20 protein-coding genes are annotated in these 20570 nt (G+C 62.8%); 10 read left to right on the forward strand and 10 right to left on the reverse strand.

Annotation, left to right across the window (positions count from 1 at the left end; translation table 11 throughout):
* Nucleotides 1-129: 129 nt before the first annotated feature.
* Nucleotides 130-555 (reverse strand): DUF3775 domain-containing protein, encoded by a 426-nt coding sequence (locus AC3A4H_RS09005; RefSeq protein ID WP_487766397.1) that lies wholly within the window; start codon nt 553-555, stop codon nt 130-132.
* A 145-nt stretch (nt 556-700) separates the two neighbouring features.
* Here AC3A4H_RS09005 and AC3A4H_RS09010 point away from each other — a divergent pair, with 145 nt between their 5' ends.
* Nucleotides 701-1051: a DMT family protein gene (locus tag AC3A4H_RS09010; protein ID WP_348777573.1), complete on the forward strand. Its 351-nt coding sequence runs from the start codon at nt 701-703 to the stop codon at nt 1049-1051.
* Here the strand turns inward: AC3A4H_RS09010 and AC3A4H_RS09015 are convergent.
* Nucleotides 1041-1934 carry a DMT family transporter gene (locus tag AC3A4H_RS09015; protein ID WP_487766398.1) on the reverse strand — a complete coding sequence of 298 codons (894 nt, stop codon included), beginning with the start codon at nt 1932-1934 and terminating at the stop codon, nt 1041-1043. The two genes, AC3A4H_RS09010 and AC3A4H_RS09015, sit on opposite strands and share 11 nt — an antisense overlap.
* Before the next feature lie 124 nt (nt 1935-2058).
* Here AC3A4H_RS09015 and AC3A4H_RS09020 point away from each other — a divergent pair, with 124 nt between their 5' ends.
* Nucleotides 2059-3096 (forward strand): DUF1176 domain-containing protein, encoded by a 1038-nt coding sequence (locus tag AC3A4H_RS09020; RefSeq protein ID WP_487766399.1) that lies wholly within the window; start codon nt 2059-2061, stop codon nt 3094-3096.
* A gap of 39 nt (nt 3097-3135) precedes the next feature.
* On the opposite strand, the gene AC3A4H_RS09025 is transcribed toward AC3A4H_RS09020, so the two are convergent.
* Nucleotides 3136-4290 carry a PQQ-dependent sugar dehydrogenase gene (locus tag AC3A4H_RS09025; protein ID WP_487766400.1) on the reverse strand — a complete coding sequence of 385 codons (1155 nt, stop codon included), beginning with the start codon at nt 4288-4290 and terminating at the stop codon, nt 3136-3138.
* A 292-nt stretch (nt 4291-4582) separates the two neighbouring features.
* Between AC3A4H_RS09025 and greA the strand changes: the two genes are divergently transcribed.
* Both greA and AC3A4H_RS09035 read left to right on the forward strand, forming a co-directional pair.
* Complete coding sequence (greA, locus tag AC3A4H_RS09030; RefSeq protein ID WP_348777569.1) at nt 4583-5056, forward strand: transcription elongation factor GreA; 474 nt, start codon at nt 4583-4585, stop codon at nt 5054-5056.
* A 73-nt stretch (nt 5057-5129) separates the two neighbouring features.
* Complete coding sequence (locus tag AC3A4H_RS09035; protein ID WP_487766680.1) at nt 5130-6170, forward strand: glycosyltransferase family 4 protein; 1041 nt, start codon at nt 5130-5132, stop codon at nt 6168-6170.
* Between the two features lie 38 nt (nt 6171-6208).
* On the opposite strand, the gene AC3A4H_RS09040 is transcribed toward AC3A4H_RS09035, so the two are convergent.
* The gene (locus AC3A4H_RS09040; protein ID WP_487766401.1) at nt 6209-7003 is read right to left on the reverse strand and encodes a glycosyltransferase family 2 protein; all 795 of its coding nucleotides are present in this window, start codon (nt 7001-7003) and stop codon (nt 6209-6211) included.
* Nucleotides 7004-7131: 128 nt separating this feature from the next.
* Here AC3A4H_RS09040 and AC3A4H_RS09045 point away from each other — a divergent pair, with 128 nt between their 5' ends.
* Nucleotides 7132-7962: a glycosyltransferase family 25 protein gene (locus AC3A4H_RS09045; protein ID WP_487766402.1), complete on the forward strand. Its 831-nt coding sequence runs from the start codon at nt 7132-7134 to the stop codon at nt 7960-7962.
* Nucleotides 7963-8031: 69 nt separating this feature from the next.
* Here the strand turns inward: AC3A4H_RS09045 and AC3A4H_RS09050 are convergent, their stop codons facing one another.
* The 3 genes from AC3A4H_RS09050 to AC3A4H_RS09060 form a co-directional block, all read right to left on the reverse strand.
* A complete protein-coding gene (locus tag AC3A4H_RS09050; RefSeq protein ID WP_487766403.1) occupies nt 8032-8733 on the reverse strand; it encodes a glycosyltransferase in 702 nt (233 codons plus the stop codon).
* A 69-nt stretch (nt 8734-8802) separates the two neighbouring features.
* Nucleotides 8803-9405, reverse strand: coding sequence for a hypothetical protein (locus AC3A4H_RS09055; RefSeq protein WP_487766681.1), 603 nt, complete (start codon nt 9403-9405; stop codon nt 8803-8805).
* Nucleotides 9406-9455: 50 nt separating this feature from the next.
* Nucleotides 9456-9938, reverse strand: coding sequence for an Lrp/AsnC family transcriptional regulator (locus tag AC3A4H_RS09060; RefSeq protein ID WP_487766404.1), 483 nt, complete (start codon nt 9936-9938; stop codon nt 9456-9458).
* Between the two features lie 256 nt (nt 9939-10194).
* Here AC3A4H_RS09060 and trxB point away from each other — a divergent pair, with 256 nt between their 5' ends.
* Entirely contained in the window at nt 10195-11169 is a 975-nt protein-coding gene (gene trxB / locus AC3A4H_RS09065) for a thioredoxin-disulfide reductase (RefSeq protein WP_348777564.1), read from the forward strand.
* A complete protein-coding gene (locus tag AC3A4H_RS09070) occupies nt 11153-12103 on the forward strand; it encodes a LysR family transcriptional regulator (protein ID WP_348777563.1) in 951 nt (316 codons plus the stop codon). The genes trxB and AC3A4H_RS09070 overlap by 17 nt, the downstream gene beginning before the upstream one ends.
* Nucleotides 12104-12141: 38 nt before the next feature.
* On the opposite strand, the gene AC3A4H_RS09075 is transcribed toward AC3A4H_RS09070, so the two are convergent.
* A complete protein-coding gene (locus AC3A4H_RS09075) occupies nt 12142-12642 on the reverse strand; it encodes a methyltransferase family protein (protein WP_487766405.1) in 501 nt (166 codons plus the stop codon).
* A 768-nt stretch (nt 12643-13410) separates the two neighbouring features.
* Entirely contained in the window at nt 13411-15462 is a 2052-nt protein-coding gene (locus AC3A4H_RS09080; RefSeq protein WP_487766406.1) for an elongation factor G, read from the reverse strand.
* A 269-nt stretch (nt 15463-15731) separates the two neighbouring features.
* On the opposite strand from AC3A4H_RS09080, the gene AC3A4H_RS09085 reads away from it, so the two are divergent.
* On the forward strand, nt 15732-17321 hold the full coding sequence (locus tag AC3A4H_RS09085; protein WP_487766407.1) for an ABC transporter substrate-binding protein: 1590 nt from the start codon (nt 15732-15734) through the stop codon (nt 17319-17321).
* A gap of 95 nt (nt 17322-17416) precedes the next feature.
* Here AC3A4H_RS09085 and AC3A4H_RS09090 read toward each other — a convergent pair whose 3' ends face one another.
* Nucleotides 17417-18619 carry a pyridoxal phosphate-dependent aminotransferase gene (locus AC3A4H_RS09090; RefSeq protein WP_487766682.1) on the reverse strand — a complete coding sequence of 401 codons (1203 nt, stop codon included), beginning with the start codon at nt 18617-18619 and terminating at the stop codon, nt 17417-17419.
* Nucleotides 18620-18801: 182 nt separating this feature from the next.
* On the opposite strand from AC3A4H_RS09090, the gene AC3A4H_RS09095 reads away from it, so the two are divergent.
* Complete coding sequence (locus AC3A4H_RS09095) at nt 18802-19668, forward strand: EAL domain-containing protein (protein WP_487766408.1); 867 nt, start codon at nt 18802-18804, stop codon at nt 19666-19668.
* A complete protein-coding gene (locus AC3A4H_RS09100; protein ID WP_487766409.1) occupies nt 19665-20486 on the forward strand; it encodes an EAL domain-containing protein in 822 nt (273 codons plus the stop codon). The genes AC3A4H_RS09095 and AC3A4H_RS09100 overlap by 4 nt, the downstream gene beginning before the upstream one ends.
* Nucleotides 20487-20570: the final 84 nt, after the last annotated feature.

Consider the following 20570-nt stretch of genomic DNA (forward strand, 5'->3'; position numbering starts at 1 on the left):
GGCTCCCTGTCCTGAAAGCGGCAGGATAGGGCGCGAGAGTAAATGAAAGGTCAGCGAGCGTGTTTACCGCTGCGGCGAGATTGCGGCGCAGCGCCAAAGGCTTTCGTTGGCAGGGGGACGACGGCTTGCTCAGGCGCCGATGGCTTCCAGACCTTCCTCGAGCCAGTCGCCCAGCATCGGCATGCCGAGCAGATATTTCGCTGTGCGGTTGTTGCTGCGCCGCCGCGCCTCGGCCACCGCCTCCCGGAACTCGGAAGCGTCGTAGTCGCCGCGGCCTACCCAGGTCAGCGCCACGAGCTCGGCCGCCTCGTCCACATTGAGGTCGTCGATCAGTTCCCGAAGCTCTTCTTCGGTGAAGTTGACGGCTTCTTCCTCCGCCAAGCCGTCATGGGCGTGGGTGTCGCGCGTATGGCCGTTGAGCTCGATCTCGTGCTCGCTGCCGTCGGTGTAATCCTCGTTGACTGCCGCGCTGATCGCTTTCGCCTTTTCGATGAAAAGACGCACGGTGTCAGGACCGATTGTCAGGTCCCACTCCCTTTCGGGCTTGTGCTCCACGGGCGTTGTCCTCGTCGACCTCCCGCGGATGATATCCTATTTGCGGGCCACGTCACGCGGGATGTTTGCGCGGGATCCAGACGGCTGCATTGACTTGCCGATGCGATGCCCCGAAATGTCCGATCTTCCAAGCAAGGGCCGCCGAATGAACCTTCTGTTGTCTCCCAAAGTCCTCCCGATCCTGATGCTGGTGGCATCGAACGTCTTCATGACGTTTGCCTGGTACGGACATCTGAAATTCAAGACGGCGCCGCTTTATGCGGCGGTCGTGGTGAGCTGGATGATCGCCTTCTTTGAATATTGGCTCGCCGTGCCCGCAAACCGCATAGGCAGCGAAGCCTATTCGGCAGCCGAGCTGAAGACCATCCAGGAAGTGGTCACGCTTACCGTGTTCGCGGTGTTTTCGGTCTTCTACCTGAGAGAGTCGCTGACCCTGAACCACGCGCTCGGTTTTGCCATGATCGCCGGCGGGGCGGCGCTGATCTTCAGGGCGTGACCGCTGCCTTCCTTGCCAGCATGGCGGGCAACAGCTCGACGGCAAGGATGGCAACGAAGATGAGTCCACAGCCCGTCAGCCCCGAGGCGGGCAGACGTTCGCCCAGGAAAAGCGCGCCAAACAGCGCGGCGAAAAGCGCTTCCGAAGACAGGAAGATCGCGGCCTGCGGCGCCGTGGTGTAGCGCTGGCCGATCACCTGCAGCGTGAAGGCGATGGCGCCGGAGAAGATGCCGGCATAGACGATTTCCGGCGCGGCAATGCGGATGGCACCCCAGTCGATCGGCTCATGGACAAGCGCAACGGCCACCCCGGCGACGGCGCACACGGCAAACTGCGTGACCGCCAGCGTGATCGGCCGCCCGGTGCCCGAGGCGGCGCGGGCGATGAAGATGACCTGCAGCGCGCAGAAGGCGGCGGCAATGACCGTGAGCCAGTCGCCAGGGGTGAGTTGTTCGATCGAGCCGCCCGACAGGAACCATATGCCAGCAAGCGCCGTCAGGGCCGCCGGCCAGACGATCGGATGCGGCCAGTTGCGAAAGAGAACCACGGCAAGCAGCGGCGTCATCACCACATAGAGCCCGGTCAGGAAGCCGGAATTGGTAACGGTGGTAGATAGAAGGCCGATCTGCTGGAAGGCGATGGCGCCCAGCATCATCAAGCCGACCCAGAGGAAAGCAAGCCAGTTGCGCCTAGTGAGCGCATGTTCGGCGCGGCGCGCCTCGCGGATCGCGAAGGGCAGCACCGCAAGCGTCGCCAGAACGAAGCGCAGGCCGATGAATACGAACGGGCCGACCGACTCCATGGCGGACGACTGGGCAACAAAGCCCATGCCCCACATGGCACCGGCAAGCAGAAGAAGCAGATTGGCCTGAAGTCGTGTCATTTTAAGTGGGAACCGGCGCTCGAATGGTGGAGAAGAAAGGCGGCTTGTCATAGCATCGCGGCCCGTGGCGGCAAGGGCCAGAGTCGGCATTGCTGAGGCCACGCGACGAATGGGGGCTTTCACAATGCGGCCGTTTCTGATCACCGCGTTTCTCTCGCTTTGCGGTGTGTCCGCGGCATCGGCCGACGCCTACAAGGCGATCAAGGATTTTGAAGTGCTGTGTTCGGCGGCCGTGACATGCCGCATACAGACCCTGGCGAAGTCGCCGGCGCAGCCGGTGGTTGCCTCCTTTTCCATGGTGCGCAAGGCCGGGCCCGATGCGCCGCTCGATCTCGTGGTGACGGCGCAGGATGAGTTGAAGCCGGGCAGCGCCGTTGTGTTCGCGGCCGACGGCAAGACCGTGCTGACGCTGCCGGTGGCGAAGGCCCGCCGAAGCGAGGATGGCGAGTACAGCTTTGCCGGTGACGCCGAGACGCTGAAGCTGCTCGATGCACTGCGCAAGGCCAGCAAGCTTGAGTTGACCTATGTTTCCGCAGCCGGCGAGGGACGCTCGACCTTCTCGCTTTCCGGCCTGGTCGGCTCATTGATTTTTGTGGACGAGGCGCAGGACCGCCTCAAGGCCCGGGATGCCCTGCAGGTCAAGGGCGAAGGCGCAAGCCCGACCATCGATGTGCGGGAAGTCTTGTCCATAGCGGATATTCCGGAGACCCTGCGCGGCCGCTTCCAGGAGGGCGGCGAGTGCGGCTTCGACGATGAGAGCCGCTTCGGCCCGGGCGGATTCGACGCTGGTTTCGATGAGGGCTTCCGCCTGCTCGCACTGCCCTGCGGCGAGGGCGGTGCCTACAACCAGCCCTTTGCGTTTTTCCTGGAGCGCGACGGTGCCTTCGAGCGGCTCGCCCTGCCCGACATGTCGGAAGAGGGGCCCACCACCGTTTCCCAAGCCTGGAACATCGAGTGGAACCACGCGGCTCGCACATTGACCGCCTTCTTCAGGGGGCGTGGCATCGGCGATTGCGGAAGCTGGAACAAATGGCGGCTGCGCACCCAGATGGAAGGCCCGGCCTTCGTGCTGAAGGAAGCCCGTGCCAAGGGCGACTGCGACGGCGACTACGCCGGCGGGCCGCAGGAGTGGCCAGCAACATGGCCGGTGGCCAAGAGATAGCGTGGCAGAAAAGACGCCGGTGCCTTGCCGCGCGGCCGGCTATTTCGCCCGCGACAGGCGAATGACCTGGCCGTTTTCCTCGTCGGTCAATAGCCAGACCGAGCCGTCCGGTGCCACCCTCACATCGCGGATGCGCCCGAAGGCATTCTTGAACATGCGTTCCTCGCCGGTGATCTTGCCCTGGGCGTTGCGGGTGAGCCTCGCGACCAGTTCAAATTTCAACGCGCCGACCAGGAGGTCGTCCTTCCATTCGGGGAACATGCTTCCTTCGTAGATGGCAAGCCCGGAGGGCGCGATCGAAGGGTCCCAGTAATAGAGCGGCTGCTCGTAACCCGGGGCGGCGGTGCCGATGCCGATCTTGGCGCCGGAATAGTCGCGTCCGTAGGTGATGACCGGCCAGCCGTAGTTCTTTCCGGCTTCCGGCCGGTTGACCTCGTCGCCGCCCTTCGCGCCGTGCTCGGTGGTGATGAGGCCACCGGTCAGCGGATCGTAGGCTGCGCCCTGAATGTTGCGATGGCCCTTGGACCAGAGCGCCGGCAGGCCCTTCTTGCCGTCGGAATAGGGGTTGTCGGGCGGGATGGAGCCGTCGGGTTCGATCCGCAGCACTGCGCCCGCGCTGTCATGCATGTCCTGCGCGCGCTTTGCCTCGCCGCGGTCGCCCGTGGCCACGAAGAGGGTGCCGTCCGGGGCGAAAACGAGACGCGAGCCGAATTGCAGCGGCGAGGCGGTCTTGCGCGCCATGGAGAAGATGACTTTCACGTCTTCGAGACGGGCGCTCTCGCCCTTGCGGACCAGTCTTGCCCGGGCCACGGCGGTGCCGGCGCCGCCCTTGCCCCCCTGCGCAAAGGAAAAGAAGATCAACTGGTCGGTGGCGAAATGGGGCGACAACACCACGTCCAGCAGGCCGCCCTGGCCAAACGCCGCAACCTCGGGAACGCCCTTGACCGGCGCGGACAGCTTGCCTTGCGAAAGGATGCGCATGCGCCCGGGGCGTTCGGTGATCAGCATGTCGCCTTCGGGCAGGAAGGCGAGGGCCCATGGATGCTCCAGCCCGCTGGCCACGACTTCGGCGCTGACCCGAGCCTTCTGCGTGTTGAAAATCTTTGGTGATGCCAGGCTGTTGCCGGCCATGAGCAGCCCGAAACCGAGCAGGAGCCAAAGGACGCCAAGGGCGAGGGTTCTTCTCAAGGCCATAACTCCGACATAGGCGACATTGCGTCCCGGGCAAGAAGGCGTCGATTGCTGGCGGCCGCCTTGACCGGCCCGGCGCGAAGCGCTCTCCCCAAGCGCGCAACCCTAACGGTGCATGATTGACGCTAAACTGTTTTTTAAGGTGAAAAATCTGCGAACGTCGCTATATTGGGTCGAAATGCATCAACGGTTCGTGCGGCCCTTGCCGCTGGACCGTTTTCTTTTTGTGCCGGCCCACGTTTTTTCAAGCAGGAATTGCAGCGGGGGAAGGTGTTTTGAGGAAAGGCTGACTATCATGAACAAGGTCCCCATGACCGCCGCCGGATTCGAAACGCTGAAGGAAGAACTGCGCTGGCGCCAGCAGGACGAACGTCCGCGCATCATCGAGGCGATCTCCGAGGCGCGCGCGCATGGCGATCTGTCCGAAAATGCGGAATATCACGCCGCCAAGGAAGCGCAGAGCCTGAACGAGGGGCGTGTCAATGAGCTCGAGGATCTCATCGCCCGCGCCGAGGTGATCGACATCTCCAAGCTGTCCGGCGACAAGATCAAATTCGGCGCCACGGTCAAGCTGGTCGACGAGGAAACGGAAGAGGAAAAGACCTACCAGATCGTCGGCGACCAGGAAGCTGACGTGAAGGCGGGACGCATCTCGATTTCCTCGCCCATTGCGCGGGCGCTTATCGGCAAGGAAGTCGGCGAGAGCGTCGAGGTCAATGCACCGGGCGGGCCGCGCGGCTATGAGGTCGTCGAGGTCCAGTTCATCTGAGGTAACCAAAGTGGCCGGACATGAAAACGCAGCCCGTGGTCCGGCCACGGCCATCGGCGAGCCTGCTCCCGACATGGCCCGCGTCGAGGTGGTCGCTCCCAACCTCAAGCGCCGCCTTTCGGGCGTGACCAGCACGATCATCCAGCTGGTTCCCATCCAGTCGCAAAGCCTGGGCATTGCCACCTTCGGGCCAGGCCTGCCGGATACGCTGCCGCGCATGCGCTGGTGGCAGCTTTTTTCCCTCTGGAAGCGGCCAGGCTCGGCGCGCAAGCGCATTTGGCATGCAAGGCGCAACACCGAGATGCTGACGGGCGTGGTGCTGAAGCTCCTTGGGGCGCCGCTGTCGCTTGTCTTCACCTCCGCCGCGCAGCGCGAACATACGCGCTGGACCAGGTTCCTGATCCGGCAGATGGATGCCGTGATTGCCACCAGCAGCAAGGCAGCCGCCTATCTCAAGGTGCCCAGCACCGTGGTGATGCACGGCGTCGACACCGACAGGTTCACGCCGCCCAGGGACAAGGCCGCCGCGCTGAAGGCGCTCGGCCTCGATCCGACGCGGAACTATGTCGGCTGCTTCGGCCGTGTGCGTCATCAGAAGGGGGTTGATCTCTTCGTAGACGCCATGATCGAGCTTCTGCCGGGCCGGCTAGGCTGGTCGGCGGTGATATCCGGACGCACGACTGGCCAGCACGCCGAGTTCGAGCAGGAACTGAAACAGAAAGCCGCCGCAGCTGGACTTGCCGACCGCATCCTGTTCGTCGGCGAGGTTGCGGATATCACGCCCTGGTTCGGGGCCATGTCGCTCTACATCGCACCTCAACGCTGGGAAGGGTTCGGGCTCACGCCTCTCGAGGCCATGTCGAGCGGCGTGCCTGTGGTGGCGACCGATGTCGGTGCCTTTTCCGAGCTGGTCGTTGAAGGCGTGACCGGAAACGTCGTTGACCGCGAGGACCTGCCGGCAATCATCGCGGCTGCCGGCCGCCTGATGGATGACGAAGCCGTCCGCAAGGCCGCGGCTGAAGCGGCCCTTGCGCATGCACGCTCAGCCTTTCCGCTGCGGCGCGAAGCCGATGGCATTCGCACGGTCTATGACCGGGTCTGGTCGAATGGGTAGGGCAATGGTCCCGAAAGGTTGCCTTTCGGCCAGGCCGGCTATTCCGAAGGCATGCCATCCTTCGAGAGACGATAGAGCTTCGCCTCGGTCATGAAGACGTAGCTCGACAGCATCACGGAATAGATCAGTCCCGGTGTGCCGCACAGGAAAAAGCGCTGGGCGAGATAGAATTTGAGAAACTGCGCCAGCGGCTTCAGCATGATCTTTGAGAAGCTGGAGGTCTTGCCGCGTTGGTGCCCGGCAAGGGCCTTCAGCCTCGAATAGCCGTTCATCTTGCTGAAATCCTGATTGATCGAAAGGTTTCGGAAGTGAAGGATGCGGCCTTGCGCCAGCTTCCTGGTCTGCCCTTCGACCCTCAGGGATTCATGCACGGCCAGGCCCTGGTCGTAGCTCGCCTTGTCCTTCCGGACCATACGCACGAGGTGCTCTGCATGCACGGCGGCCGGAGGGTAGCCATAGCCGGGGAGATATTCCGGCCGCTTGATCGAATATCCCGCAACGTCCGGGCGATCGAAATTCCCGGCCATCAGCTCGGCCCTCAGTTGCTCGTCCAGGCGCTCGTCGCAGTCCAGGTTCAGGCACCAGGGTGAGGTGCACTGCTCCAGCGCAAACTGTTTCTGTTGCGCAAAGCCCGGCCATTCCCGCTGGATGAGACGGATTGGAAAGCCGCGGGCCGTGTAGTCTTCGATCAGTTCCAGCGTGCCATCGGTTGACCCTGAATCGACGATGACGATTTCCCGGCAGATATCGAGGCTATCGAGGCAAGCACCCAGCACCGATGCTTCGTTCTTGGAAATGATGTAAGCTGAAATCGGAGCGATGTTACGCGTCATTTTTTTGCCTAGGGCTGCCGATAATGCGGTGGCTTGAGCTCGAATGTGTGCAGTTTCTTTAGGGAATGCCGCGGCGATGGTCCAGACCGCGCCTCGGAACGAATATTCAACAGTATTCGGATCCTGGCATGAAACTCTACCTGATCAATCTCGACCGATCTGCCGACCGTCTCGCCTGGTTCAGGAAACAGATCGAAGGCATGTACATCGACCTGGTGCGGGTGCCGGCGGTGGACGCCAGGGAACTGCCCGACGCGGAGCTGGAACGGCTTCGCGGGCTGTCTTCGGGGCGCAATTCCTTATCCGCTGGTGAAATCGGCTGCTTTCTGAGCCACCGCAAAGTGTGGGAAATGGTCGTCGCGGAAAATGCGCCCTGGGCCTTCATAGCCGAGGACGACATCCATTTTTCCAGTGATGCGGGGAACTTCCTGCATTCGCACGAGTGGATTCCGGCTGGTACGGATATCGTCAAGGGGGAGGCTACGCTGAAGCGGGTCGAGATGGGCCACGTGGTGGAGGCTACGCCGTTCGGGCACGAGTTGCGCCGACTGATTTCGTATCACTTCTGCGCGGGAGGGTATTTTGTGACACCCCGGACAGCTCGGCGATTGCTGGCCGCAACCGAGCGGAACTGCGAGCCGGTCGACGAGATAATCTTCTCCCCGAAATACGGAATTCTCGGTGAACTCCATGCGCTGCAGCTGGTGCCCGCGATCTGCATGCAGCACAACCTCGTTTTCGGTTCGTCGGCAGACGAACAGATGGCGAGCACACTGGAGATGGATAGGGTCAGCTTCCATCGCCACGATCCAAGAAGCCCGAGGCTTCGGGGGTGGAGCAAAATTCCTCGGGAGATGGGCCGCGTCGGGCGTCAGATTGCCGTTTCCGCGCGCAGGGCCGCTCTTCTCGCGGCCGGTCGCATTATTTTCCAGGCCGTGCCCTTCAGCCCCAAGGGATAAACGTTTCTCTCGTTATCCAGCCGGCCGGGCGTGCGCGGAGGCCTCTCCACGCACACGCCCATGCGGGGGCTACATCGGCTTGAAATCGGGGGCGATCCTCAACGCCTCCTGACGCCAGACATCCCCGTATTCGACATCCTGCCAGTCCTTGAACCAGGGACCGCCGCTCGTGTAGTGCACAGCCTTGGGCAGGCCTTCGGCCGGTTTCTCGTTCCATCCCTCCAGCCAGTTCCACTCCATTGGCAGGTCGCCGATTTCGTCATCATCCGCCCACTGCATGCGATGCAGGTAGGCACCGGTTTCGCGGTTGGCGAGTTCCGCCGTCAGCCTGCGGGTGGATGGATGGGCGCAGTTGAAGAACATGAAGGAAGACCAGTTCTTGCGCGGATAGCTGGTCTGCGCCTTGCCGTCCATCTTCAACCCTTCCTTCGGCCGATAGTCATGCTTGACGCACATGACGGCCTTTGCCGGATCCTGATAATCTCGCAGTTCGGCAAGATCCCCGAAGAACAGAAAGTCGCAGTCGCAGAACAATGCCCACCCCTCGAAGTTGGCAAGGTGCGGCGTGAAAAAGCGTGAGTAGGTAAATTCTGTCGAGGCAAGTGGATCAATGTCGCGAGAGTAGAGGCCTCTGGCGACAAGGTCGTTCAGCTTGATCGGCTGGATGTCCAGTGGAATAGAGGCATTCTTCAGGGCTGTGCTTTTCGCGACCTCATATGCAATTGACTCACGAGAATCCCAGCCGATGAATATCTTCAGCGTGTCGTTCATGCCGAGTATCCAATCTGATTGTTCCCCAGAAAGGATCATGCACGAATTTTTTTCGCGAAGAACTGATATTTATTCCAGTATTGTTACGCGGCCGTGATCCACCTGATCCAAGACCCATCGGCGTTCGTCGGCCCAGGTGTGTTGCTGCCACCCCTCCCAGGTGAAGCCGCAGATCTCTATGCGCCACTCATCCGCGGGGTGGTGTTCGAGAGCGTGCCAAATCCCGAAAAAACCGGTGCTTGGAAAGAATTCGCGCATTTTGGCTTCCGGCAATCCGAGTGCGCGGCAGCCCTGTTCGTAGAACTGCGGAGGCATGATCCGTATTTCCTTGCCCGCGCCTCCGAACACCTCGATGCCTTTGAGCGTATATTCGGCCCGTTTGCCCTTCAGGCGCGACAGAAATGAGACCTTTATGAAATATCGCCGAACTATCAGCGGGTGGTAGGGAAACACCAATTCCCTGGCGGCCTGAAAGATGGGGGAGGTGATCAGCTCAGGAGTTCTCAGCCGCCGCCGCATGGGTGGTCCGGTGTTGGCCATCAGCAACCGGTCGGTCTTGACCCCGCTCAGGCCAATTCCGGCCTTCGGGTCATTGAAGCGGATTACGAAGTCGGCGTTGTCGACGTGCTCGGAAAGGTCGCGCGAAAGCGGACCATTACCGACGATTACCATGCGTTTTCTGGTATCGGTCGTTCCCAACGGTTCTCCTTGCGGAATTCTCCCTAGGTATAAGCTTCGATGGCCACCAAACCTTCGTTCTTCACCTGGCGGATGGTCAGTGCAGTGCGCACGGTATCGACATTGGGCGCGGAGGCAAGATCCTCGATTACGAAGTTCTGGAAGGTGGTGAGGTCGCTTGCCACGCAATGCAGCATGAAGTCGGAGTCGCCCGAGACCATCCATGCCTGGCGCACGATCGGCCATAGGCGCGTCCGGTCGGCGAATGCTTTCAGCTCCGCCTCGGCGTGGTGATGAAGGCCCACCAGGCAGAAGGCCACCACGTCCATGCCAAGCGCCGGGGCGTTGAGCAGGGCGCGATAGCCGCGGATAATGCCGGAATCTTCAAGCCGCTTGACCCGCCTGAGGCAAGGCGGGGCCGAGATGCCCACCCGCCGCGACAGCTCGACATTGGTCATGCGCCCTTCATTCTGCAGTTCCTGCAGGATCTTCCAGTCGATCGCGTCGAGGTCGGCCTTCAGCGGCATGTCGGTTTTCCAGTGTGGTGGCGCAAGAATCTGTCGCCATCGTGTAATTAAACTATAAGCGGGGCGGCGTCAGGCCCACGCAGCGAAATTTTCTACTGCCTTTCGGGGGTGCTCGGCTGCGTCAGGGGCCGCGCGGGCAAAGCTTTCCGGGGACGGTCGATTCGTCGCCTTGCTGCCTGCGCCGCCAACACTTAGATTAGCGCGAAATATCAATCCGCATCGCTACGTGCCGCCCCAAGTTCATGAAGGCCTTTACATGACGACCAAACATGCGCCCGTCCTTATCATCGGCTCCGGTCCTGCAGGTTATACGGCTGCCATCTATGCGGCGCGCGCCATGCTGAAACCCGTGCTGGTGGCCGGGCTGGAGCAGGGCGGCCAGCTCATGATCACCACCGATGTCGAGAATTATCCCGGCTTCGCAGACCCCATCCAGGGCCCCTGGCTGATGGGCGAGATGCTCAAGCAGGCTGAGAATGTCGGCGCCGAAATCGTCAATGATCTGATCACCGAAGTGAATCTTGACGTGCGGCCCTTCCGCCTGAAGGCAGATTCCGGCGCCGAGTACACCTGCGATGCGCTGATCATCGCCACCGGCGCCAAGGCCAAATGGCTTGGCATTCCCAGCGAGCAGACCTTCATGGGCTTCGGCGTCTCGGCCTGCGCCACCTGCGACGGCTTCTTCTATCGCGGCAAGGACGTGGCGGTGGTGGGCGGCGGCAATTCGGCTGTCGAAGAAGCGCTGTACCTCTCCAATCTGGCCAGAACCGTCACCGTCATCCATCGGCGCGACGATTTCCGCGCCGAGCGCATTCTGCGCGAGCGCCTGCTGCAGAAGGACAATATCAAGGTCATCTGGAATACGGTGGTCGACGAGATCACGGGCAATCCGGGCAAGCCGCCGCTGCCGCCTTCCGCGAGCGGGCTCAAGCTGCGCAACGTCGTGACCGGCGAGCACAGCGACCTGCCTGTCGATGGCGTGTTCGTGGCGATCGGCCATGCGCCGGCGGTCGAGCTCTTCGTCGGTAAGCTCAAGCAGAAGCCGAGCGGCTATCTCTGGACCGAACCGGATTCAACCCGCACCAGCGTGCCTGGCGTATTCGCGGCCGGCGACGTCACTGACGACGTCTACCGCCAGGCGGTTACGGCGGCCGGTCTCGGCTGCATGGCGGCACTGGAAGCCGAAAAATTTCTTGCCGGAATAGAAGTTCATCGTGAAGCCGCGGAATAAGCCAGAACAAAACAACGTCAGGGTTGGTCGCCGCAGCGAGGCGCTCGACTGGGACAAGCTGCGCGTGTTTCACGCTGCCGCGGAAGCCGGCTCGTTCACCCATGCGGCCGAGACGCTGCGCCTTTCCCAATCGGCGATCTCGCGCCAGGTAAGCGCGTTGGAGAGCGAAGTGGGGGTGGCGCTGTTCCACCGCCACGCGCGCGGCCTGGTCTTGACCGAGCAGGGCGAAATGCTGTTCCGCACGGCGCACGACGTGCTGATGAAGCTCGAATCGATCAAGTCGCGGCTGAGCGAGGCCAAGGATCGGCCTTCCGGCGTTCTCCGCGTCACCACCACGGTGGGGCTTGGCGCCGGCTGGCTGACGGAGCGCGTGCAGGAATTCCTCGAGCTCTACCCGGACATCAACCTGCAGCTCATCCTGGCGAACGAGGAACTGGACCTGACCATGCGCCAGGCCGACTGTGCGCTGCGGCTACGGCAGCCCCAGCAGCCGGACCTGATCCAGCGCCGGCTGTTCACGGTCCATTTCCACCTCTACGCCTCGCCGTCCTATGTGAACAAATACGGCAAGCCGGAAAGCATGGCCGAACTGCGCAACCACCGCATCGTCACCTTCGGCTTGCCGGTGCCATCGCATCTCAGCGAGTTGAACTGGCTCGAGACCGTGGGCGACTTCGAAGGCGGGCAACGCATCGCCAACCTGCAGATCAACGACATCTTGTCGATCAAGCGTGCGGTGCAGACCGGAGCTGGCATCGCCATGCTGCCGGACTATGTGGTGAGCAAGGATTCCGGCCTGGTCCAGGTGCTGCCGGAAACCGAAGTACCGTCCTTCGACACCTATTTCTGCTATCCGGACGCGATGAAGAACCAGGCGAAGCTGCACGTGTTCCGCGACTTCGTCATCGCCAAGGCGCGCAACTGGCCCTATTGAGCCGGCCGCGCCGATCCTTTCCCGTATGATCGCTTCATTCAGGTGCCGCGCCACGGCGTGAGGCGTGGCACCCAGCCGCGTACCGCGCGCCGGTAGGCCTCGTACTGGTCGCCGTAGCGTCGCGCCAGCGTCGGCTCTTCGTAAAAGTGCACGAAGGCGAAGGTGGCCGCCCAGGCCACTGCCGCATAGAGCACGACGGCCCAGGAGGCGAAAAGCAGCGCCTGTCCGAGAATGATCGCCAGCACTGCCACATACATCGGGTTGCGCACATACCGATAAGGCCCGCCGACGACCAGCCGCTCGGTGGGCGCCACCGGGGCAGGGGTGCCGGCCCCTTCCAGTGCGAAACGGGCGAAGGCGTGAAGCAGCACCGCGACGCCCGCAACGACGAGCAGCAGACCAAGCGGCACCGCGCCAGCCACGGATGAGAACGGCCGACCATAACGCTGGGTAAGCAACCAGGGCACAACACCGGCCACGACGCCGGGCGCAAGGATGAAGAAAACGGCACTGCCGGCGATGGCGAGAGGCCTGCGCATGTTTCACCCCCTGCATTCAGCTCCTGTTAGGGAACTGAGATTAGCCTGATCAACTCTGCGGCACGCGAGGTCATCGGCACTCGAACCAACTCCGTTCGCCGCCCTGGGATTGATGAGAAATCGTCTGGCCCTATCGACTGGTCCAAGTTTGGGCCACAGCCTGCGTCATTTTGCATGGGTGCCTTGCAAGGAAGCGGCTTGTTTCCCCAGCAGGTATAGCCCATATACCAACCATCTCCTGGGCGCGTTCCTCCTCCCATTAGCGCCCTAGAGTGTTCCCCTCTGGAGGTTTAGCCTTAATCGGCACTTCCAATCAAACTTAGCCGGGTCTTTTGATCCGGCTTTTTTTGTGCCCGAAATCCGGTGCCCCTATGGAACCACCCTCCAGTCGGCCGGAACTCGGTCGCTGTATGTCATTGGATACGACGCGCCGCCGCGCCGGAAGGCCGTAGTGTAACCGTGACATGTAACCTCTCGTAACCTGTCTCGCCGTGCCACCCTTTGCTATGCATGTTCAGGACGCGGCGTGCGAGCCTTCGTGAGATGGGGGCATCACACGAAAGCTCGAAGCTCAGGCAGCCGCCGCGTCCGACTGCTTCGCCGCAACAGGCGGCGCAGTTCGTGTCTGAATTGTTTGCGGCGGACCTGACGTGCTGCCTCCTCCCCACCCCAAACCAGGGCGGCATGGTCCGCGAGTCGGCGTCCGGGATTGTCCGGGCGCCGATTTTTCTGTTTCGTCGTTGCGGGCAGCCATCCGGCATTCGCGCGTCAGGCCGCTTTGCCGTTGGCGTTCATGGCCTCGTCGGCCAGGCGGCCGGTCAGTTCCGCCATGTGGTCGAAACTCGCGCGATAGCTGGCGACGCCGGCCGTTGCCGAACGCAACTCGATGATGAGGTCGCCGATCTCCGCCTGTGGCATCGTCGCTTCCACCACGTCCCATCCCGGCCATCCCGGCCGCGCGTCGTAGCCCAGGATCTGGCCGCGCCGCTGCGGCACGATGCCGGTGATGCGGGCGGTGGCTTCCGAGGGCGTAAATATCTCGACCTTCATAATCGGTTCGAGCAGCACCGGCGAGCAGGCGGTCATGCCTTCCCGCATCGCAAGCTTGGCAGCCATCTGGAAGGCCATGTCCGAGGAATCGACAGTGTGGTAGGAGCCGTCGGCAAGATTGACCGCGATGTCCACGATCGGAAAGCCGAGCGGGCCGGAGCGTAGAAAATCGCGAACGCCAGCCTCCACCGACGGGATATAGGTCTTGGGCACCACGCCGCCGGTGATCGTGTCGGTGAACTCGAAACCCGTGCCGCGGGGCAGGGGTTTTATGTCCAGGACCACGTCGCCGAACTGGCCATGCCCGCCCGACTGCTTCTTGTGCCGACCGCGCTGCTGTGTCGCCTTGCGTATCGTCTCGCGGTAGGGAACCGCCGGCGGCTTTGCCTCTACGGGGATTTGGTACTTTCCCTCCAGGCGCTCGACGGTAACGCGCAGGTGCATTTCGCCGTGGCCCATCAGTACCGTTTCGCTGGAATCCTGCTGATGGCGAAGCGATAGCGACGGATCTTCCTCGGCCAGTCGCTGAATGGCGGCCGACATCCTGACGTCGTCCTTGCGTTCCTTGGGTCGCACGGAGAAGGCGAACACCGGATCGGGCATCTTGAAGGTGGCAAGGGGCTGCGTTCCACCCTTGCTCGCGGTCAGCGTCTGGCCGGTTCGCACATTGTCGAGCTTGCCGAGTGCCACCGTTTCACCAGCTGCGGCCGAAGCCTGCTTGGCCTGGTCCTTGCCGAACATGCGGTAGATGCCGGAAACCTTGGCGCTGGCGCCGCCGGGCAGGAACAGTTCCGCGCCGTCTGCCACCGAGCCGGACAGGATGCGCGAGACCGAGAGCTTGCCGCCGTGTGGTGTGTGGATGGTCTTCATCACCTGCACCACGGTCTGGCCGCTGTTCGGCGCGCCGAGCCGCTGCCTGGTCGTCTCCACGTCAGGCGCATCATGGCGGATCGTCTTGAGCAGCCGCAGCACGCCGTTGCCCTTTTCGGCCGACCCGATCAGCACCGGCGTCACCGTGCCGCTGCGCAGGTCTGCGGCAAGGTCGTCAAAGATCGCGTCCTTGGGCGGCTCGATCTCTTCCAGCAACTGCTCCATCAACGCGTCGTCGTGATCGGCCAGCCTTTCGAGCATTGAAAAGCGCGCCTCGATCTCGCGTGCCTTCTCGTCGCTCGGGATTTCGGCGATCTCGCTTTCAGCGTATTCGCGATAGACGTAGGCCCGCTCCAGCGCCAGGTCGATCGAGCCCACCACGATGCCCTCCTTGCGCAGCGGTATCTGGCGCAGCAGCAGCGGTGTCCGGCTCGTCGGCTGCAGCATCTTCAGCGTCTCGCGCACGCCCACTTCGGCCTTGTCGATCTTGTTCAGGAACAGGATGCGCGGCACGCCGAGCTCGTCCAGCCTGCGCATGATGAGCTGCAGGGCCGGCACCTTCTTCTGGTCCGCTTCGGCCACCACCAGCGCCAGGTCGCAGGCCGCCAGCACCGGCTCGGCCTCGAAGGCGAATTCGATCGAGCCGGGGCAATCCACGAAGGTCAGGCTTTCGCCCATGAAGTCGGTGGTGGCGAATGTCGCCTCCACGCTCATGGCGTGCGCCCTCGCCTCGGGCGAATGGTCGGATACGGTGTTTCCGGAAGAGATCGGATTCTGACGCGGAATTGCGCCGGTGCGGGCCAGAATGGCTTCGAGAAGGGTGGTTTTGCCGCTAGAAAAGGGACCGACGATGGCGATGCATTTCGGTCCCGTGCGTCTTCCTCCAGCGCGATTGCCCATGATGATGCGACCTCCTCCTGATGCGTGAACACCCAGGCGGCGGCCGACCTGTTGCGGCCGTCGCGTGGCGGGTTCGTAAGCTCCGCCAAGCGGCATCGTCACACGGGCCGAGGTAGAGGGCAAGGAAATTGAGCGCCCGAGGCTGCGCCGTCTGCGTCATCCGATGTCGCTGTCGGCTCATTGGGCCCTCGGCATCGGCGTCCAATATTCCGACCGACGGGGAACCAGAACGACAACAGTCGACCCGATCGAGGAGGAGAAGCCGAAATATGACGAATGAACTGGAGTTTCTGAGCCGCGAGGTCGTGCGCGGCCGCCTGTCGCGCCGCGATTTTCTCGGCCGCGCTGCGGCCCTGGGCGTGACGGCCACGCTTGCCAATACGCTGATCGGCAGCGCCGCGCGTGCGGCCGGCCCGGTCAAGGGCGGCATCCTGAAGGCCGGCATGGTGGGCGGTGAATCCACCAACAGCCTCGATCCCGGCACCTGGGCGAGTCAGGTTCCCTATACGCTCGGCCGCTGCTGGGGCGAGCAGCTTCTGGAAGTCTCGCCCGCCGGCGAGATCGAGCCGCGCATCGCCGAGGAATACGACGCCTCGCCCGACGCCAAGACCTGGACCTTCAAGATCCGCAAGGGCGTGACCTTCCACAACGGCAAGGAACTGACGCCGGCGGACGTGGTGGCGACCCTGGAGCGCCATGCGGACGAGAACTCCAAATCCGCGGCGCTGCCCTTCGTCAGCGACTTCGAAAGCGTGAAGGTGGACGGCGGCAACGTCGTCATCGTGTTGAAAGAGCCGAATGCCGACCTGCCTTACGTCGTCGGCGACTACCACCTGATGATCCAGCCGAACGGCGGCAAGGACGATCCGACTGCCGGCATCGGCACCGGCCCCTACAAGGTGGTGGCCAATGAGCCCGGCGTGCGCCATGTCGGCGAGCGCTTCAAGGACTATTGGGCGCCCGAGGCGCGCGGCCATGCCGACCAGATCGAGATCACGGTGATCAACGATGCCACGGCGCGCATGTCAGCGCTGCAGGGCGGGCAGGTGCACATGATCAACCGCATCGAGCCCAAGATCATCGAGATGCTCAAGCGCGTGCCAGGCGTCACGATCCGCAACGTGCCGGGCAAGGGGCACTATGTCTTCATCGCGCATTGCGACACCGCGCCCTTCAGCAACAACGATCTCAGGCTGGCGCTGAAATATGCCGTCGACCGCGAGGAAATGGTGCAGAAGATTCTCGGCGGCTATGGTTCGGTCGGCAACGACATGCCGGTGACGGCAGCCTATGCGCTATTCTCCGACGATATCGAGCAGCGCACCTACGATCCCGACAAGGCGAAGTTCCACTTCAAGAAGTCGGGCCATGACGGGTCGGTGCTGCTGCGCACGTCCGACGTGGCCTTCCCCGGCGCGGTCGATGCCGCCCAGCTCTATCAGCAGAGTGCCGCCAAGGCCGGCATCAACATCGAGGTCAAGCGCGAACCCGGCGACGGCTACTGGTCCGAGGTGTGGAACAAGCAGCCCTTCTCCATGTCCTACTGGACTGGCCGGCCGACGCAGGACCAGGTCTATTCGATCGCCTATCTGTCCCAGGCCGAGTGGAACGACACCCGCTTCCTCCGGCCGGACTTCGACAAGCTGATCTTTGCCGCCCGCGCCGAGCTCGACCAGGCCAAGCGCAAGGAGATCTATCGCCAGGCGGGCGTGATGCTGCGCGACGAGGGCGGTGTGATCATCCCGATGTTCAACAACTATGTCGACGCCACCAGCGACAAGGTCGGCGGCTGGGTGGATGACCCGAACGGCGAGCTGATGGGCAGCCACGCGCTGACCAAGTGCTGGCTGGAGGCCTGACGGGTTCTATTCTCGGAAGCGGGAAACTCACCGCACGACAATAAAAAAACCCGGCGGAAACGCCGGGTTTTTCTGTTTCAGGACAACCGTTTGGGTCAGGCCAGCGAGGCCGTGAAGCGCTGGATGCGCGTGCAGGCTTCTTCCAGAAGCGCCTCGGAGGTGGCGTAGGAAATGCGGAAGTTCGGGCCCAGGCCGAAGGCCGAGCCGAACACCACCGCCACGCCTTCGGCTTCCAGAAGCTCGGAGCAGAAGGTCTCGTCGCTGTCGATCACCTTGCCGGACGGAGCGGTCTTGCCGATCAGCGCCGCGCAGGACGGGTAGACGTAGAACGCGCCCTCGGGCGAGGGGCAGGTAATGCCGCGCGCCTGGTTCAGCATCGACACCACCAGATCGCGGCGCGCCTGGAAGATCGCCTTGTTCCTGGCGATGAAGTCCTGCGGGCCATTCAGCGCTTCGACCGAGGCCCACTGCGCGATGGTGCAGGCGCCCGACGTCTGCTGACCCTGGATCATGTCCATGGCCTTGATGAGCTCGATGGGGCCTGCTGCGTAGCCGATGCGCCAGCCGGTCATGGCATAGGCCTTCGACACGCCGTTCATGGTCAGCGTGCGGTTGTAGAGCTGCGGCTCCACCTCGGCGATGGTCTTGAAGACGAAATCGCCGTAGGTCAGGTGCTCATACATGTCGTCGGTCAGCACCCAGACCTGCGGGTGCCGCAGCAGAACCTCGGCGAGCTCCTTCAGTTCGGCCTCGGTATAGGCCGCGCCCGAGGGGTTGGACGGCGAGTTGAGCACCAGCCACTTGGTGCGCGGGGTGATCGCCTTTTCCAAAGCCGCGCCGGTCAGCTTGAAGCCGTTGGCGTCGGTGGTCTGGGCAAAGGTCGGTGTGCCGCCGCACAGCAGCACCATCTCAGGATAGCTGACCCAGTAAGGGGTGGGAATGACCACCTCGTCGCCGGGGTTCAACGTCGCCATGAAGGCGTTGAACAGGATCTGCTTGCCGCCGGTCCCGACGATGGTCTGCTCGGGCTTGTAGTCGAGGTTGTTCTCGCGCTTGAACTTGCTGGCAATCGCCTCGCGCAGCGGCGCGATGCCGGACACCGGCGGGTACTTGGTCTCGCCGCGGCGGATCGCCTCGATCGCCGCGTTCTTGATGTTGTCCGGGGTGTCAAAATCGGGCTCGCCCGCACCAAGGCCGATGACGTCACGGCCTTTCGCTTTCAGCTCGCGCGCTTTCTGGGTCACCGCGATGGTCGCAGAAGGCTTCACGCGGGAAAGGGCGTCGGCAAGGAAGGCCATGACTTTTATCTCCATTCATGGGCGCCTGAAATTTGGCGGCGTTTTTCATGTCGGATTGCGCGCAAAATCGCAAGTGCTGCGTCAAAAAGGACGGGACAAATCGTCCAAAGGTTCATCTCGTTAATGCGCGGTAAAACCTTGTATGCAAATGTTGCCCGTCAAATTTGGAGCAAACAAGAATCGTGTCTCGCACTGTCGGGTCGGCCCATATCATCCGACAGGATGGCGGAGTTTCCAAGGGCGCTTGGGGAGCGTTCGTGCTGGAAACCGCATTCCAGCCAATTTTCGCCTTCCAGCCGGGCAGCAAGCCGAAGGTGGTGGCCTATGAAGGGCTGGTTCGGCCGTCTCTGGGTGGAGAGCGCATTTCTCCGGCAATCTTCTTCAGCGCGGTCGCGGCTTCGGAGCGACTTGAGGTCGAGACGCTGACGCGTACGCTGCATCTGTTCAACGCCGCCGCCTTTCTGGCGACGGAAGCGATGATTTTCGTCAATTTCGATCCATCCCTGTTCACCGAGCAGTCGGTTGCAGACAGTTCGCTGCAGGACATGCGCATGGTGATGGGAAAGGCGGGCATCCATCCGCGCCGCGTGGTCTGCGAGCTGACCGAGCAGAAGGCAGCCTCGCCAGAGGCGCTGAAGTCTTTTGTCAACGCGCTGAGAGCGAACGGGCTGAAAGTCGCGATCGACGACTATGGAGCCGAGGATTCGGACATCAGGCGTGTCGAGGCGCTGCGCCCGGATATCGTGAAGTTCGACGCGCAGTGGATCAGCCACATGATGGGCTCGGGCGCGGGGTTTGCGCTTCTGACCGCCATGGTGGAAAAGTTTGCCGAGCAGGGCATCACGACCGTCTTCGAGGGCATCGAGGAGGGGTGGCAACTGGAGCTCGCGGAAAAGTCGGGCGCCTCGATGGTGCAGGGTTTTGTGCTGGCGCGGCCCGAAATCGTTTCTTCCGAACTGGCCAGCAAGAACGCCTTCAAGGCGAATGAGCCGGGTTCGGCACCGGCATCGGCCATACGCAAGTCGCCTGGTCGAAAGAAGCCGACATGACCAGTGCGGCCGCAATCCGCGAGGCGATCGTCACCGACGAGATCGGCATCGCGACGGCGGTTTTGGGGCCGTACCGGCTTAAGAGCGTCTTCCAACCGATCTTCTCACGCTCTGGGGGTACGCTGCGGCTGACGGGCGTGCAGGCCACAGCGGCAACGCTGGGCAATGGACGGCCAATCGGCAGCGGTGCGGATCTCGCTGTGGCAACAACGCGTGAGGCCGCCATGGCCGAGCCCCTGAGCTTGGCGCTCCACCTGCGCAACTATGCCAATATCGGCGTTGCCGGCCTGGACCTGCATGTAAATTGTGTTTCCTGCCCGGGCGTCGACCTCCTGTCTGTCCTGACCACCGTGCCGATGGCCGGGTGGGACGACATCGTGCTCGGTGCCGAAAAGCTGGTCTGCGAGATCGCCCCGGCCGAAAGCCGGGAACACGCATTCTGGCAAGCCATAGACGACTTGCGCTGGAAAGGCGTTCGCCTCGCCGGCACATTCGGCGCCGAGCGGAAGTTTCCTGCGGAAGTCGTGCCGGATATCGTGCGGATCGACGGCGGCTGGCTCGGCAAGATCCGCAACGAGGCAACCGCGCAACTGCTGGTGCCGGTGATCTCGATACTGCGTCGCCGCGGCGCAAAGATCCTGATCGATGGCATCGACACCGCAGGGGAATTGCAGGCCGCGGTCGAGATGGACGCCGATCTGTACCAGGGCAGTTTTCTGGCCCGTTCGGTCCCGGCCGGCGGAGTGCTGGACGACGCGCCGCTGTCGTTGGCCGGCCTCATGGCCGGCGGCAGCAACGTCGTGGCACTGCGGGGCTGACGCATCACCGGCGTTGATCTATCCGCCAAAACAAATCACTGGATGCTTCGACCGCCGGGGGCAATAGTCTCCTCCTCAACGAGG

The organism is Pseudaminobacter sp. Soil_N_29 (assembly GCF_057656055.1).

Bases quoted from the DNA above. Each gene is read 5' to 3' on its own strand.
- trxB (WP_348777564.1), top strand. From the start codon at position 10,195: ATGACGACCAAACATGCGCCCGTCCTTATCATCGGCTCCGGTCCTGCA.
- AC3A4H_RS09060 (WP_487766404.1), bottom strand. From the start codon at position 9,938: ATGCCGCTGAAGGCCGACCTCGACGCGATCGACTGGAAGATCCTGCAG.
- AC3A4H_RS09035 (WP_487766680.1), top strand. From the start codon at position 5,130: ATGGCCCGCGTCGAGGTGGTCGCTCCCAACCTCAAGCGCCGCCTTTCG.
- AC3A4H_RS09025 (WP_487766400.1), bottom strand. From the start codon at position 4,290: ATGGCCTTGAGAAGAACCCTCGCCCTTGGCGTCCTTTGGCTCCTGCTC.
- AC3A4H_RS09100 (WP_487766409.1), top strand. From the start codon at position 19,665: ATGACCAGTGCGGCCGCAATCCGCGAGGCGATCGTCACCGACGAGATC.
- AC3A4H_RS09055 (WP_487766681.1), bottom strand. From the start codon at position 9,405: ATGGTAATCGTCGGTAATGGTCCGCTTTCGCGCGACCTTTCCGAGCAC.
- AC3A4H_RS09075 (WP_487766405.1), bottom strand. From the start codon at position 12,642: ATGCGCAGGCCTCTCGCCATCGCCGGCAGTGCCGTTTTCTTCATCCTT.
- AC3A4H_RS09050 (WP_487766403.1), bottom strand. From the start codon at position 8,733: ATGAACGACACGCTGAAGATATTCATCGGCTGGGATTCTCGTGAGTCA.
- AC3A4H_RS09080 (WP_487766406.1), bottom strand. From the start codon at position 15,462: ATGGGCAATCGCGCTGGAGGAAGACGCACGGGACCGAAATGCATCGCC.
- AC3A4H_RS09085 (WP_487766407.1), top strand. From the start codon at position 15,732: ATGACGAATGAACTGGAGTTTCTGAGCCGCGAGGTCGTGCGCGGCCGC.
- greA (WP_348777569.1), top strand. From the start codon at position 4,583: ATGAACAAGGTCCCCATGACCGCCGCCGGATTCGAAACGCTGAAGGAA.
- AC3A4H_RS09090 (WP_487766682.1), bottom strand. From the start codon at position 18,619: ATGGCCTTCCTTGCCGACGCCCTTTCCCGCGTGAAGCCTTCTGCGACC.
- AC3A4H_RS09015 (WP_487766398.1), bottom strand. From the start codon at position 1,934: ATGACACGACTTCAGGCCAATCTGCTTCTTCTGCTTGCCGGTGCCATG.
- AC3A4H_RS09045 (WP_487766402.1), top strand. From the start codon at position 7,132: ATGAAACTCTACCTGATCAATCTCGACCGATCTGCCGACCGTCTCGCC.
- AC3A4H_RS09040 (WP_487766401.1), bottom strand. From the start codon at position 7,003: ATGACGCGTAACATCGCTCCGATTTCAGCTTACATCATTTCCAAGAAC.
- AC3A4H_RS09020 (WP_487766399.1), top strand. From the start codon at position 2,059: ATGCGGCCGTTTCTGATCACCGCGTTTCTCTCGCTTTGCGGTGTGTCC.
- AC3A4H_RS09010 (WP_348777573.1), top strand. From the start codon at position 701: ATGAACCTTCTGTTGTCTCCCAAAGTCCTCCCGATCCTGATGCTGGTG.